We start from the raw sequence: 14,654 nt of genomic DNA on the forward strand, positions 1-14,654 counted from the left end.
TATTGGTGTGACAGACATTAATGTCTTTTACGATATGACGGTTCACGAATACAACACTATGTTAAAAGGTGCGTTATTGGCTCGCATTGATGATTTACATGCACAAAAGCAAGCTGCTAGTTTTACTCGGCCTGTCCTGCTAGCGGACGGTGAGAAGAACCAAGATTACGAACAACAAATTACAGAGAATTTGAAGCAGCAGGAAGCCAAGATTAAACAGCAGTTTGACCCATACTTCATCAAGCAACAGCAAGCTCGTAACGACCAAAACATGATGCTTTATCAGTTAATGCACGGAGGTGACAGCAAGTGAGTGCCGATTATGTAGTTGACCAAAAGGTCCGGTGGTCATTCGTTGATGATGTCACCAGTCCATTAACTCGTGTCAAACAGATGCTGACGGATATGACCAACCTAGTTAATGGGTCAGTGAGCCCAACTAAGGTGTTAGAAGATGCCATGCGGATGCTGGGTACTTCTGGGTCGGAATCTATCAGCAAGGTTGTGACGGACGCTAAGGCGTTGCAGTCGCAAATGACTAGTATTCCTAAAGATACGAAACTTGAAGTTACAGCGAATACCAGTGAAGCGCTTGACCACGCTAAACAGCTCGGAACAAATATTAAAGAGTTGCCGAAAGACACTTTAGTTAAAGTTAATGCCACTACTGAAGCTAATAAGATTCTTGATTTTAAGAAGGATATCGGGGATGTACCGACTAGTCACAACACCAATCTAAAAGTTACTGATGAAGTAACTGAGCCATTAAAACATGTTCGAACAGCAACAGAAGAGACAGGCAAGTCTAGTAGCAAGCTACAGGATGTGTTAATGGGGACGTTTGCCGGTTCGGTGATAGCTAGTGGAACTGCTGCTTTACTAAGTGGTTTACATGAAGCCACTAAAGCAGGGATGGAATACAACATCCAGCAAGATACCATGCGTATCAACTGGCATAACCTGACTACTGAAGCACCCCAAGATGGGAAACAGTTAGTTGGTTTCATCAACGACATGTCGCAACACTCCATCTATTCATCACAAGCATTGGATAAGATGGCTCAGTCGTTTTACCATGTTCATTCAAATGCACAGGAAACTAAAAAATGGACGCAAGACTTCGTTAATCTTGGGTCTACTTTACATGTTAGTAATGATGCACTAGCTGAAGCCGGTGAGCAATTTGCGAAGATTGACGCTGGTGGTAAAGCCAATGCTGAGGACATGTCGGTTATGATCAACCGCTTTCCTATGTTTGGTGAGGCTTTACAAAAGGCTACCGGCAAGTCGATGGATCAACTGTATCAGATGTCGGCACAAGGTAAGTTGACCGGTAAGGTGTTCGAAGAAGCTCTGGATGAATTAGGTAATAAGTACAAGAGTAGTCAAGCCGAAGCGTTAACGTCGTTTCAAGGGATGTCGATGTATTTGCAAAGTCGGACGAGTATGTTGTTTGGGGATATTGAAAAGTCTTCATTTAACATGTCGAAGTCGGCTTTGAAAGACTTGCAAAGCCTGACATCTGATAAGTCAATGGAACAATACGCCAACTTGATTTCTGGTGGACTGTCTAAAGTTATGGAAGGTGCGACTAACGTACTTTCTTACATTGCGGCCCATCGAAAAGACATTTTGGCTGTTATCAGTGACATCAGTGAAATTATCGGTATTCTGGCTAAGTCTATTTGGGCAACAGTCAGTGGTATTGTTAAAGATATTGCTAGTGCGTTTGGACTTGTCAGTGACAGCGCTAAGAAGTCTGGTGACCCACTGAAACAGATTGAGTCTGCATTAGACGCAATTTTGAAACACAAGAGTGCCATTCAAGAATTTGGCAAGATTCTGGTGGCTGCGTTTGCGGTTAGCAAAATAAATGGATTCATTAAAGGTTTTAAGGATTTAACGAACACTTTAGGTACATCGTCCGCATTTAAGAGTATAAGAGGCGCAGTTAGTGGCTTCACCGATTCGATAAAGGCTGGAAGCAAAGTTTTCCCAGCCTTTGGGGCGGCTCTCAAAGCTGTTCCATTTACAATCTGGATTACAGCTATCTCCACAATCGTGATTGCCTTAGTCGAGCTGTATAAACACAATGCAAAGTTCAGAAATTTTGTGAATGGAATTGTCGATTCAATTAAACAGTTCTACAAGGATGCAACGAAGTGGTTAGGGGATGCGATTAGCTGGGTTCGAAAGACCTTTGGACCATTCTTCAATGAAGCGGTTAAAGCCGTTCAAAGTGTTTGGAAACAGATTGAACCCATTGTCTCCGTTGGTATGAAGATTATTAGCTCCGCTATTCAACTGGGCATTGACTTGATTGTTGATGTTTGGAAGATTGGCTGGGGGTTGGTTTCGACCTATCTCAAAGTTGTCTGGGCAATCATGAAACCAATTGTTGACCTTGGGATGGCAGTTATTAAAATTGTCATTTCTGGCGCGCTTAAGGTTATCGAGGGTTCATGGCGTGCTGTTTGGAATGCTATCGTTGCTATCCTAAAAATGGCATGGGCTGTGATGAAACCACTCGTGCTTGGCGCGATGAATGCGATAGCCGACATTATTAAATTAGTGTCAGATATTATTCACGGTCGCTGGAGTAAGATTTGGGGCGATATTAAATCAATTTTCATCGACATTTGGAAAGATATTTCTGGGGCTATTCATGGTTATATGAGTACCATTCACGATGTCATTAGTAGCGTCCTTGACGCCATCAACGCTGTTTGGCGTTCAATGTGGTCAGGATTAGGCGACTTCTTTAGCGGCATTTGGAAAGGCATCAAAGGTGCTGCACAGGACGGCATTAATGGTGTCCTAAACGTTATTAACGCTGGTGTTGATGCCATTGATACGGTTTGGAAGTTCTTTACCGGACATGAGACCAGCATTCATCACTTGAAGCCGGTTAAGTTTGCACAAGGCGGTGTGGTTCATACTCGTTTATCGATGATTAACGATGGGGCTGGTCAAAACTGGAAAGAACTATTGCAACTGCCAAGCGGCGAATTGAAGATGTCTCATCAACGTAACGCTGTTATGCCATTGCCAGTCGGTACTCGAATCTACAATGGGGACGAAACTGCCAATATCATGCATTCAGCCGGTGTTCAACACTATGCTGATGGTGGGATTGTTGGTGACGCCATTGATTGGACCAAGGGTAAACTGGCTGACATCGGTTCATGGATTGGTGATAAGGCCGACGCTGTTGAAAAGTTTATGAAGGACCCGCTAGGTAATATTTCAAAGGTCTTGCATAAAGCGACTGATGGACTGTTCAAAGGTGCTGCTAGCTTTGGTGACTTAGCCACGGGCACAATTGATAAGCTGGCTTCCGTTGCAGTCGATAAATTTAAGGACATGCTGAGCCAAACTCAGCAGAAAATCGAGTCCGAGAATACTAATGGCCCATCTGGACCAGCAGTTGACCGCTGGCGTTCAGCTATTGGTCAAGCAACTGACATTCTCCATCATGCACCGCTTTCTGGTTCTCAGATTGGGCACTTGCTGTCACAAATCGCTACTGAATCTGGTGGGGATAACAACATCGTTCAAAAAGTTTGGGACGTTAACATGGCGAACGGCAATCCTGCACAAGGATTACTGCAATTCATCCCTCAAACCTTTGGTCAATGGGCTATCGGTGGTCACACTAATATCAAGAGTGGACTTGACCAGATTATTGCCGCCATTCGTCGTTTGGACGCAATGGGGACATGGAACTATATTGGTCAGGGTCACGGTTGGTGGACAGGTGGTCACCCAACGACACCTCAATTAGCACCAATCGCTGAGCATGGAGATGAATTTGTAGTTAACCCTCGTATGGGTAATGCGATGCAACTCCTTGACGAAGCGTATGAACGGACAGTACAGGAACAGCCACAACTACGTGACGCTACGGTACCGTCGGCAACGGGGATGCAGGTTCATACTGCTAATGCTCAATCAGATGAAAGCCATTCAGGTATATCAACTAAACTGTTGGACACTATTATTGAAAGGTTGACCGAAATTCGTGATAAAAACGATGATACCTACCTAGATGGCGAAAAGGTCACTAAGACGACTGAACGTGTGAGTGCTGGCCGTTACCGGATGGCCGAAGCACAGGGTCAAGCATAATAAAAAGGCACCCGCTGGGATGTCTTTTTAATTGGCTCTGATGATATCAGCGTAGGCGAAAATTACGTCTTCCTTTACGCCAGAGTTGAAATGTGTACTAAGTCGATAGTTTGCAAATCCAGAAGCATTTGCTGCCTTACAAATATTTGCTAAATTCTTAAGAGTTTTAGATTGAGAAGATATTTCGTCTTGACCTGAAACGGATGTTTGAATAATCCCGTCCGAATGATATCCTTCTGGCACTGGTCCCACGGTTTCAATTAGTTTAGGTTTGTCGTCACTTTTACCGAATAATGGCATCATCATTACCTCGCTTTGTTTGATGTTCTAATTTTAAGCCAACGAAATCATAAAAGAAAGGAGGCGCGTATCGTGCAAGTGTTTTCGCAAAGTTCAAATAAGCCGCACGCGTATCGGTTCAGTGAGACCGACAATAAGTTGCCGTTCAATCCGGTTGAGTATGCCATCAGCACGGACGGTGTGAACTGGGTGTCATGCTTTGATGTTCCTGATTTGAAGAATGTTTATATGTATGACGCCGTGTTACCAGATTTAACGCCAGCTGAAACGTATCAAGTAATTGGTCAACAAGACGGTCAAACTTTGATGGCTTCTCGTTATGATCAACGAGATATCGTGACGCAGTTCTATGCGTTTGGTGAAGATGAGAATGACCAGTCGTTAGGTTATCAAGCACTAGAACGTTTTCTGTATGCCCGTGACGAGTATTGGATTACGTTTGCTAACCATGCTGGATTGAAGTTTAAGGTAAAAGCCAAGACGTTCAAACCAACGTACCCGAACGACAAGGATTTCTATGTTACTGTGACGTTTAATAACTCTGCTGGTGTTGGTCAAACGCTGGGGACAACGCAACAGATAAATGATTTTGATTCACCAATCTGGGCGTTAGGCCAAGGTATTGAGATGGCTGGTAGTGTGCCACAGTATACGTTCAACACAGATAGTTTTACTGTGATGAATTTTGGCGACATTATGATTGAACCCGATATTAAACAGCACCCGTTAGTGATTACGATTCATGCGAACGGTAGGCCATCGTTGATTAATCAGACGACCGGTCAAACGTTCACCTGTAATCGTCAGGTAAGCACAGGGGATGAACTAAAATTGGCTGGCGTCAATCCGTTTATCAATGGTCAACAATGTGGCATTGATACGAATCACGGCATCATCTCATTACAACGTGGCGATAATCAGTTTACGTTGACGGGTTGTACCGAGGCCACTGTCAGCTTCGATACGCCGTTTTATTATGTTTAGTTATCCGTCACTGGTTGTACGTGAGCGTAATGGTAATAGCGAGGAACGATTGAATATTAACGATGCGCACGACTCGTTTCAGGACGCTTGGTCAATGAATCAGTCGATGGAGTTATCGCTGACAGCACGATTGTTGCCAGGGTACACGTCTGCTTTCAATCTCTTACAAACACAGAACTTGATTGTGTATGGTGGACAACAGTACGTCATTAAACAAGCAAGTCCAGCGGTTGATGCAGGTATTCTGACTAATCAAGTCAAGGCTGTTCATATTATGTATGACGTGCTAAAGAATGTGCGCAAAGAGGATATCAATGCTGGTACGCTGACTTATTCGTTTCAAGATGCTTGCAGTCAATTTGTAAATGGTAATGATCAAGATGTGACGGTTGATTACGATGGCAACTTTCAGTCAGTCCAAATCGAGAATTTGGGGAATACCTCGTTTCTTGAATTCTTGACGAGCTATCTGGATAAGTTTGGCGCTGTCATGATACCGGATAACCTGCATATTCACTTTTATTCTCGCGACACGTTTCGTCATGAGACCAACAATATGTTTGTTTATGGCGGTAATACCGATGCGGTTCATTTGTCGACGGATTCGAGTAACTTGATTAACCAATGCTGGTGCTATGGTAAGCCAGTTGATAACGAGAATAGTTCTTCAAACAATGACTTAACCAAAGGCAACTATCAGGTTAAGTTTTTATTTTCCGATCAAGATAGTATCAACAAGTATGGCCTGCATCGTGGACCCGCCATTTCTGATGAACGATTTACTGATCAAGGTTCAATGCAACAGTACGTTCAGTCGACGTTACAGACCGAACCAACATTGCAATTGACGATGCAGTATCTCAGTCGAACTGTAATCAATAAAGGGGATGGCTGGTATTTACGTGCACCTAGCATCGGACTGGAACGTGAGGTTACGGTGACAGGAATTACCCAGAATCCGTATAACCCAGCGTCGATGCCAACAATTACATTAGACAATACGTCTGCGGCACTACGCAGTATCTCGTTGACGTCGAGTAATCGAGTACGTGATCACGATAATCAGATAACTAATCTGACGGCGATTGCGAATAACATTCGGGTCAATGAAGATCACTTTGCTGGCTTACAGACGATTGATGGAGGTGTTAGCGATGTCCAATACAGACCAAACGCATAAACGTTATTTGCAGAATTCGGATGGCAGTGTGTACTGGCCTTTCACTGCATGGGATGCTATTGTGGGTAAACCTGCCGATTTAATTGATCAGCCTGATTTAGCTGCTGCTATCGCCAAGATTCCGCAACCTGACTTAACTGGCTATCTCAAAAAGGATGCCTTGAGCAGCTATCAGACAATTGCTGCTATGAATGCGTATGTTCTTGGAACAGATTTAACTAACAGGCTTCAAAATTACGTCTTAACGAACGATTTACCAAATTTTGATGCCTTTGCTAAAAATGCAGACATAACAGCTGCACTCGCCAAGAAAGCGGATGTTGGTGATAGCTTTACCAAAGCGGAAGAGAAAGCCACGTTTGCGACACTCGCATCTGTCAGTACGATTATTGATGGACGTTTGCCAGATATTGATGCCAATCTTGCAATGCAGATACTCATGGAAGGATTGAAGGTGACACCAAACTTCGTCACAGGACATCTTGATTATGAAACTACGCCAACGACAGACAGCACGATTACGGGTGCCATGATGAACCTGTATTTAACGAAGATTAATTTACGAGAGGACGAGAAAGGCCACATGATTAGTGAGGTGATTCAGTAATGGCAGATATTGGGAAAGTGTTCCCAACCACAAACGGTGTGTGGAGTGCTACCACAACTTATGAACGAATGTGTATCGTTAGTTATCAAGATAGTTCTTATATTTCGACAGTGACCACAACTGGGGATGATCCTGACAAGTCCAGTAACTGGCAGTTAATTGCGAACGGGATTGTCGGACCTGCTGGTCCAATGCAACCACTAAATTATTTGAGTAAGTATGTTGTGCCAATCAATCTGTGGACAACCGAGATTGCCAATACTGATTTAAATGACGATGGATCTTTCAAATCTGGAAGTCTGGGGCAGAACAAGGGATATGGCTATACGTCCGTAGTGCCTGACCTGATTCTGAATGACGGTAAATTCCATCAAACATTAACGTTGTATAGTGGCTCAACTGGTGAAACGGTTAAGTTATTCTTTTACAAATCAATTACGGATAAAACGGTCTTTAATTCGATGACATTTACGGTCGATGATGAGCATACTGTTTTTAAATTAGATAAATTTGCTCCGACCGGTACAAGCATGATTAATATCTCTTACAGTAATGTGAGGACTGGTAAGCCAGCGCTGTACAATGACTACGTGGACTGTGGATTTTATGTAGCACCACTGGCCACCGACGATGATCAGTTGATGACTTTTCCTGTTAAATCACCGTTAAACGGTAACGTTCGTGTGATAAAGCGAGATCATACATGGTATATTCGTGGGGACTTTGGTGGCTACACACAGTCAGATGCTGCTAGTCAGGCACTTTGTGACTTACCATTTAGCACTGATTTGATTACCTTCAAGGGCTCTGGCGACAGCGGTGGTTCGCCCGTTTTGGTTATCTTTGGCAATCAGTTGTCATTGCAGAAAACAGTTGGTACTGGCGGTACAGTAAGATTTAGTTGGTCGATTCCGGAGGAGTTATTATGAACAATGCACAGATTCTCGATGCTCAAAAGTCGTTTGACCAAAAGCTTGGCACGTTTATTTGGCCTTACTCATATGGGCTGACTGACAGTCAAAAAACGCACGAGCTGCTGGATAAGTCATTTGCAAGAATGGCTGAACTGGGTCTTAACTACTGTGTTCTTGGTATGACATATGCCAATCTGAGCCGCGATGGGTTGAATAATTATCATGCATCTACTGAACCAATTAACCAGTATGCGATTGAATCGGCGTTACGCAACGATGTGATTCCAATCGTTAGTTATGGTATGTGGGCGATGACCGATTTTGACCAGGACATTTTTAACCACGATCAACAAACATTTTTAAATGCAATTGCTGAGATTCATTGCCGACTGATTAGACGCTACAAAGGACGACAAGTGCTGTGGGAAGGTCTCAATGAACCCGACAACGGGGCCACGCCATGGTTCGATAATGAAGGCGCAATTGATCCGACTCGTGTTCGACAAATCGTGCAATTGAATACCAGAATGGCAAAACAAGTCAAACAAGATCCAGCCATGATGTATTTTGGTGGGAATCTGTTCACGTATCCAGCTGCTTCATCTGACGGTGTGGACTACTGGCAACCTTACTTTGACGACGGCATGCTAGTTGATAGTGATGCGTTTGCTAATCACCCATACGGAAACAAGTATTACTGGCAAGGTAAGCCAGAATTCGTATTCGATAAGTGGAATCCGGCAACCTACGCGCCAATAAAGGGGATGCCATACGTCAGCACGGAATACGGGTATACGCGCGATGAGTTTGACGACACAACTGTCGCTAACTACATCACACGTCAATCAGTTCTATTAGATGCAATGGGTTATAGCCTGTTCACTGTTTACGGTTTTGATATGTCTGGTGCGTCACCGTGGTCAATGGTGAACGCTGACGGATCATACAATCAGACATCGACACAATTGTTGAATTTGCGCGATAAACTGACTGGTTATCATTTTGACCACTGGATCAGCGACAAAATTGGGGGCTTGTGGGCAGCACGTTATCTTGGCCCTAATTCCGATGAGAAAGTCGTGTACTGGGTACAAGATAGCGAATTGGACGCTACGATTACCTTTTTAAATGGTCAGTCATTAAGCGTGCATGCAACCAATACAGCAAAGATTACGGCCAGCCAACCTGTTCAAGATGTGTTAGACGGTGATTTCTTGGCTAAGACACGAGCCAACGTGATTGGCACACAAGAAACTTTAGCCAGCATGCAGCGGTTAATCATGTCACGTATGAATGATTCGAACGTACCAGTACCAGATACAATTAAAATTCGCCCAAATGGTGATCGTGGTACCTACCGCTGGCTGGTGACGTTGCCCCAACAAATTGAGAGTAACGTGAATGCTATGATTGATTGGTTTAATACCAAACAGTTACCCTGGTATCACATGCCTGAGAATCAACCCATGCAACATATTCAACTAAGGGCAGTTCATTCATTATGGCTAGGAAATAGAGTTAAGCAAATCTGGTCACAAAACTGGTTGATTGTTCATGATACGCTGCATCAAATGCAAGATATATTAAAACAGAGAAAGCTCGTTGACTAAGGTCAGCGGGCTTTTTGATTGGAGGAAATTTATGGATACACGATTATCGCCAACCGGTGAGTTAACATTGCCGCTTAAACTCACGCTTGGCAAAGGGCTCTTTATGTACGAAGGCGCAGCCACCCTTGATGTCACCAGTGTTTTACGTTTACGTCAGGGCGACGACAATGATGCACTACCAGTGCAACTTTATCGCGAAGATGGCACGTTGTGTAACTTACAAGGCGCTCAAATTAACACCGTTATCACGGATGATAATGACAAACAAATTGGCGTGCCGATGTCTGGTGAGATTACTGATATTGCAAACGGTCTTGCCAACGTTCGTTTTCCTCAGCCGACACTGACCACGCAGGGATTAATTAAATTTTTCATCGAAGTTATTACTGGCGATGGTGTCAAATCAACGATGGACCTGTCGACAACGGTATTAGCAGGTCGTGAGTACTTGAGCTTTAATTACGATCCATACAAAGACGATTGGGCAACATTCAAGGCGAGCTTGTTACAGGATGCCGATTTTAAGAATTGGATGAACCAAGTTGACGCCTACGTTCAAAAAGAGAAGGATACCCAGGCAGCCGCACAGGCAAATCAAAAAGCGGTTGAGTCAGCTGGCGCTGTCTTATTGAACGCTGACCAACAGAAAATTTCCGGTAAGTTAACCGTCCAAGATATTATTACCAAGGATGGTTCTAACAGTAATCTGTGGAGCAAAGTACGTTCTATTGGTGGCGATAGCGGCATGATTCCCGTCTCGCTAACGGATGGTTTCAAACAGTGGGACATTCCGTGTGCGTTCCATAAATATGATCTTGGTGATACATGGCTAGTTACCTTTATGGGTGCCGTTCAGGTATTGCACACTTTTGATTCAAATACCTCAATCGTCTTGTGTAACGCACCAGAAGGTATTCCTGGTTGGGGCGGTGGCGTTATCTTGGATCACGTTACAACTTACGGTTATCAATCAGTAACATATATGGTGCCATCAAATGCGACACCAACAGTTCGAATCATTAATACGAATGCGTTGCATGCAGGTGACGTACTTGATATTGGATTCGCATACTTTGCTAATAAATAAGGAGGGCAACCATGAGCAAAAATGTTTATTTAATCAATGATCAGCATCATCTCACCGGCAGTTACCGAGTCATGCCAAACGATTATGTGCCTGATCCAACCATTCCAGAAACAGATGTGCCGCAGCCGAATGAATCCAATAAGGTTTATTTTGACTTTGAAACGAAGAGTTGGATTGAAGAGCCGACAAAACCGGCACAACCCGTTGAGGCAACAGCTCAAGATAAGATAAACGCACAGATTCTGGCAACACTGGCCGCAGACAAAACGGCTCAGTCAAAATTCAATGCACAAGTGTTGTTACAGCTTGCAAGCAAGACCACTAAGGAGGTACAAGCATAATGTTTGATTTTATTAAATTGTATTTTGAGATGGGACTCTACACTGTTGACGAATTAAAAACCTTTGTGACCGGTCAAATGATTACGGCCGAGCAGTTTAAGGAAATTGCGGACATTGAGTACACATTTTAAATAATCCGATTGGTTGAGTAGAGAGGAAAAATATATGATTCAGTGGACGGGATGGACTTTAATTGTTGTTTGGGCTTTTGTTGGCAACATACTGATGAATGCAAAAAAAGCCAAATTTAATTGGCTTTATCTTTTTTGGAGTTTATGTCTGGTAGTGATATCGGGCTGGCTCCTATTAGTTTGTTTAAACCCTTAACAATAGTCCAGAAATCGCTAAAGACTCGTGAGTAATTGTATACGAATACAATTGAATCTCTAAATGACTCAAATTCATTAGAAAGCCCTGGGGCGTATAACACCACCTCCGCTTCAAGCTGTCGCTGGTTATCTGATAGTGCTAAGGGCCGCGTAGATGGCTGTTTATTCTTGTCTGGAATCAGCGTTATTAACTCTGAATACGTAACGGTTACATATTCAGAGAATAGTGTCTGCATATGTGAAATCACACGGTCATAATTTTTTTGTTGAATTTTGGCGATTTGTTCGGCCTGCTTTTGTTCTGACAAGTATCTTTTTAGTTCGTTGTTTGATTTGACGACAAACTGCTTTACTTCTGATTCGTTTTTTAGTTCTGCCTGTCTAATAGTTGTTTCATTATCAGATTTTGTTTTTTCAACAGAGGCATTCGTAAAATATTGAATTACTGGTAGGGTCAGAAGTCCCAACGTTGAAATTATAGCGATGATTACACCAATCATTTCTAGATAGTTCACAAGTTATCCACTCCAATTTTTATATAGTGATCTTTAGGGAATAAGTGCCTTTTTATATTTTACAATATTTAAATAATACAACAAACTCAAGACAACCACATTTGTAATAGTGTTAATGCTTTACATTTAGTTATCATTTTTTTATGGATTGTAAAACAATTTCATTGCTGATCCTGCTCATCTGGTGAATGTTTGCTATCTGAATGCACAAAAAATAGACTCTAACTTCCATTACTGGAGGTTAGGGTCTATCTTATATCAGCAAAACTAATATTCAATTTAGTAACAATAGCCTAATCGTTGACCATTAGACAGAATCTTTTCGGCAACGTAAGCACGGTTCCCCGAGGCACCGATGTAACTAATCCAACGGTAACCTTCTGAATCTACGTAACCATCGTAGCTGATTGCCATACCAGCGTTGTAGTACGCTTTGATGTCACCAGTCTGCGTTGACGGCGCATTGCGAACGTACTTCATTCCGTAAGGAACGTAAGCACCAGTTTGTGGTACTAGATTCGTAGTGGACTGTGACGACTGTGCCACATTACCAGATAACACTGCAACCCAGCATTGCCTACCAGAAAATGACGTGTAACCAAGCCACTTGTAACCATCAGCGTAAGCAACACGTTCATAGTTAACCGACTGACCAGCCTCATACTGACCAAGTACATTGTTACTCAATCCTGCACCACTACGGATGTTAGTCGTGGCAGCAAATGTGAATGTACCAATCGTTGGATTGGCATGAACAGATGCAGACGGTTGGACAGGTTGTTGAACCGTCGTCTGGGCTTGCGGAACGTTAATCGTAGAAGTTCCAAGGCTAGATACCCCTGTGGCAATGTCATTAGCAAGCGTCTCAGCAGAAACACCCCAGCGACCTTGAATGTACTCCATTGGATCAACGTGGTCACCCCACCAGTTTTCACTAACAAAACGGTGTGTGATGATTCCACCATTTACATGGTTAAATGAACCGGGGTTAATCCCATAACGAACAGCACTATCGTGAGCCAGTTTGATATAAGACTCATAGTCAGCCTTGAACGTGTTCCAGTCATACGTATGAGCTAGTTCAATTTGAACCGGAGCGTTGGCATTAGCATACGTGCCAGCGGCCCACGCTTGATAACCAGGCTGTTCGACTTGATACACTGCACCACCATCACCAACAACGTATGTTGCACTCGTAAATGCGACATTCCAGTTGTTGTCAAAATAACTGGCGGTGTTAGCAGCACTCGCTTCGGTGGCCGTATCATGTAGCACAACAAACTTGTTGTTCGTTTGGTACGGTGAACCTTGACCGGCGCCAAATGCGTACTGCGTATTAACTACATAGGCACTGGCCTTTTGAGTATCTCCAGAAAATAGAGCCAAAGAAAAAGCAGCCATTATGGCTGCTCCAGTAGTTACAATTTTATTTTTGATCATTGTTACCTCCTTGCTTATCAGTAGATGCGGTGAGAATACCCAGCGTTGTCAGCAGTGAAACACCGGCCGTAATTGAACCGTAAATGGTTGTTGCATCTGTCTGCTTAACTACAACACCAAGACCGGTTAAGATACCGATTCCACCAGTCGCAATGGCGGTTAACAACGTTCCCCATGCAGTCGCAGATTTATAGTTGAAATTCAGTCTTACTTTCATGATTTAATGTCCCCTTTATCAGTTAACTTCTGCTCTAGCTCACCTACCTTACGGGTCAGCGTGTCAATCACCTTTGATTGCTCGAAAACTTGATTATTCAAGTCCTCAATCGTTTGTGACTGTTTACGAATTTGACCAAGTAATTCATTGATGTTTTCAATGCCCGTTGCCATTGTGCTTGAATTTGCTTTGTAGCGAATACCTAGATAGGTTAATAGACCACCAATAAACGTTGATACCGCCATGATGATTGCTTGGTTCACTGGTGACCACCGCCCCATCCTGTATTCGTCAGTGCTGCCATCACAATAGCCGTGAACATAGCAATCGCATACATTGTTGAAAAATCAATCGGCCCTGGTGTGTGCAAATCATGAAAAATAAATGTCACGAGATACATTGACCACATACCGCCAGCCATCACTAATGAGGCTGCTTGTGCCTTATAACGCTGAACATGCCACAATCCAGAAAGCACGCACGTCATGCCAACGATGACAAGCAGGATTGCCATGTCCGGATCCTCAAAGTGAGTGAACAGGGATCGTGCGTGGTCTAGATCTTCGTCGGCGAGAAAATTTGAAACGTAAATAAAAAACACACCTAGGCTTAGCGTGTTCAATCCAATCCATATTAACAGCCAATTGCGTTTAAAGTTGCTCCACATGGCATCACTCCTTCCGATTTTTTGTGGGCAAATTACAAGTTTAATCCGAACAAGCCCGGAAACTTTCAATGGCAGTCTGTTGATGATGGATTTTTAATGGTCGTTGATTAATAAGCTCAAGTGCTGCCAGGATTTCATCAGTCGTTATCTGGTCAAAGTTAGTCTTTTTCGGGAAAAACCAACGTAACCGTCGATTGAAATATTCATTAGATCCCCGTTCCCATGGTGAATACGGGTGACAAAAATACACTTTAATCTGATAGTCTTGTTCTATGGATCGATAATCGGCAAACTCCTTACCATGATCAACAGTTATAGATTTCACTTGGGAACCG

General features: G+C 43.2%; 17 protein-coding genes. 10 read left to right on the forward strand and 7 right to left on the reverse strand.

Going from position 1 to position 14,654, the window contains the following annotated elements; translation table 11 throughout:
* Window positions 1–7 precede the first annotated feature (7 nt).
* Window positions 8–313, forward strand: a complete 306-nt coding sequence (locus tag G400_RS0104685; protein WP_017262325.1) for a hypothetical protein — start codon at window positions 8–10, stop codon at window positions 311–313.
* Window positions 310–4,128 (forward strand): tape measure protein, encoded by a 3,819-nt coding sequence (locus G400_RS14490; protein WP_017262326.1) that lies wholly within the window; start codon window positions 310–312, stop codon window positions 4,126–4,128. The genes G400_RS0104685 and G400_RS14490 overlap by 4 nt, the downstream gene beginning before the upstream one ends.
* Before the next feature lie 27 nt (window positions 4,129–4,155).
* Here G400_RS14490 and G400_RS0104695 read toward each other — a convergent pair whose 3' ends face one another.
* Window positions 4,156–4,431: a hypothetical protein gene (locus G400_RS0104695; RefSeq protein WP_152323455.1), complete on the reverse strand. Its 276-nt coding sequence runs from the start codon at window positions 4,429–4,431 to the stop codon at window positions 4,156–4,158.
* A gap of 69 nt (window positions 4,432–4,500) precedes the next feature.
* On the opposite strand from G400_RS0104695, the gene G400_RS0104700 reads away from it, so the two are divergent.
* Genes G400_RS0104700 through G400_RS16050 form a run of 8 tightly spaced genes read left to right on the forward strand, consistent with a single transcriptional unit; the run spans window position 4,501 to window position 11,282 of the window.
* Window positions 4,501–5,412: a phage tail domain-containing protein gene (locus G400_RS0104700; protein ID WP_017262328.1), complete on the forward strand. Its 912-nt coding sequence runs from the start codon at window positions 4,501–4,503 to the stop codon at window positions 5,410–5,412.
* On the forward strand, window positions 5,405–6,592 hold the full coding sequence (locus G400_RS0104705; protein WP_017262329.1) for a phage tail protein: 1,188 nt from the start codon (window positions 5,405–5,407) through the stop codon (window positions 6,590–6,592). Before G400_RS0104700 ends, G400_RS0104705 begins: the two co-directional genes overlap by 8 nt.
* Complete coding sequence (locus G400_RS0104710) at window positions 6,567–7,199, forward strand: hypothetical protein (protein ID WP_017262330.1); 633 nt, start codon at window positions 6,567–6,569, stop codon at window positions 7,197–7,199. The genes G400_RS0104705 and G400_RS0104710 overlap by 26 nt, the downstream gene beginning before the upstream one ends.
* Window positions 7,199–8,128 carry a hypothetical protein gene (locus G400_RS0104715; protein WP_017262331.1) on the forward strand — a complete coding sequence of 310 codons (930 nt, stop codon included), beginning with the start codon at window positions 7,199–7,201 and terminating at the stop codon, window positions 8,126–8,128. Before G400_RS0104710 ends, G400_RS0104715 begins: the two co-directional genes overlap by 1 nt.
* Window positions 8,125–9,723 carry a hypothetical protein gene (locus tag G400_RS0104720; protein WP_017262332.1) on the forward strand — a complete coding sequence of 533 codons (1,599 nt, stop codon included), beginning with the start codon at window positions 8,125–8,127 and terminating at the stop codon, window positions 9,721–9,723. The genes G400_RS0104715 and G400_RS0104720 overlap by 4 nt, the downstream gene beginning before the upstream one ends.
* A gap of 31 nt (window positions 9,724–9,754) precedes the next feature.
* Complete coding sequence (locus G400_RS0104725; RefSeq protein ID WP_017262333.1) at window positions 9,755–10,810, forward strand: BppU family phage baseplate upper protein; 1,056 nt, start codon at window positions 9,755–9,757, stop codon at window positions 10,808–10,810.
* Window positions 10,811–10,821: 11 nt separating this feature from the next.
* A complete protein-coding gene (locus G400_RS0104730; RefSeq protein WP_017262334.1) occupies window positions 10,822–11,151 on the forward strand; it encodes a hypothetical protein in 330 nt (109 codons plus the stop codon).
* Window positions 11,151–11,282, forward strand: a complete 132-nt coding sequence (locus tag G400_RS16050) for an XkdX family protein (protein ID WP_017262335.1) — start codon at window positions 11,151–11,153, stop codon at window positions 11,280–11,282. Before G400_RS0104730 ends, G400_RS16050 begins: the two co-directional genes overlap by 1 nt.
* 116 nt (window positions 11,283–11,398) lie before the next feature.
* On the opposite strand, the gene G400_RS0104740 is transcribed toward G400_RS16050, so the two are convergent.
* The 6 genes from G400_RS0104740 to G400_RS0104765 form a co-directional block, all read right to left on the reverse strand.
* Window positions 11,399–11,995 (reverse strand): hypothetical protein, encoded by a 597-nt coding sequence (locus G400_RS0104740; protein WP_017262336.1) that lies wholly within the window; start codon window positions 11,993–11,995, stop codon window positions 11,399–11,401.
* A 279-nt stretch (window positions 11,996–12,274) separates the two neighbouring features.
* Entirely contained in the window at window positions 12,275–13,435 is a 1,161-nt protein-coding gene (locus G400_RS15670; RefSeq protein WP_017262337.1) for an SH3 domain-containing protein, read from the reverse strand.
* Window positions 13,422–13,652, reverse strand: coding sequence for a hypothetical protein (locus G400_RS0104750; protein WP_017262338.1), 231 nt, complete (start codon window positions 13,650–13,652; stop codon window positions 13,422–13,424). The genes G400_RS15670 and G400_RS0104750 overlap by 14 nt, the downstream gene beginning before the upstream one ends.
* The gene (locus G400_RS0104755) at window positions 13,649–13,915 is read right to left on the reverse strand and encodes a SlyX family protein (protein ID WP_017262339.1); all 267 of its coding nucleotides are present in this window, start codon (window positions 13,913–13,915) and stop codon (window positions 13,649–13,651) included. The genes G400_RS0104750 and G400_RS0104755 overlap by 4 nt, the downstream gene beginning before the upstream one ends.
* Window positions 13,912–14,319 (reverse strand): hypothetical protein, encoded by a 408-nt coding sequence (locus G400_RS0104760; RefSeq protein ID WP_017262340.1) that lies wholly within the window; start codon window positions 14,317–14,319, stop codon window positions 13,912–13,914. Before G400_RS0104760 ends, G400_RS0104755 begins: the two co-directional genes overlap by 4 nt.
* 40 nt (window positions 14,320–14,359) lie before the next feature.
* Window positions 14,360–14,654: IS30 family transposase (locus G400_RS0104765; protein WP_027827215.1), on the reverse strand; the 295-nt coding region annotated here is incomplete at its 5' end.

The sequence above is a fragment of the Furfurilactobacillus rossiae DSM 15814 genome (assembly GCF_000428925.1).
In the GTDB taxonomy this organism is placed as follows: Bacteria; Bacillota; Bacilli; order Lactobacillales; family Lactobacillaceae; genus Furfurilactobacillus; species Furfurilactobacillus rossiae.